Below are 278 nucleotides of genomic sequence, written 5' to 3'. Positions count from 1 at the left end.
GGCAACAGCTACCGCTACAGCGTGATGGGCTACACCACCCTGCTCGAGGGCGCAATGGCGCCGCTTGAGGCCCGCCACACCCACGAGGAGTTCACCTACACCCCGCTCCAGGATACGATGGCAAACACCCTCTTTGACGGGAACTGGGGGATCATGGAGGCGATCAGGGACGGCGATACGAAAAGGGTTGCGGCCATCATCGCCTGGACGCTCTCGGCGGTGAAGGGGTTTGGCATCAAACTCACGAACCCAGGAGGCACCGAGGCCTGGCAGTGGGG

At 63.3% G+C, this 278-nt stretch carries 1 pseudogene; it reads left to right on the top strand.

The features are described from left to right. Nucleotides 1-278, top strand: a pseudogene (locus tag BP858_RS07725) (amidohydrolase family protein); the annotation flags it as partial.

The organism is Methanoculleus sp. UBA413, from assembly GCF_002502935.1.
GTDB lineage: Archaea > Halobacteriota > Methanomicrobia > Methanomicrobiales > Methanoculleaceae > Methanoculleus > Methanoculleus bourgensis.
The sequence above is the reverse complement of the archived record's forward strand: the minus strand, read 5'-3'. Positions and strand labels throughout refer to the sequence as shown.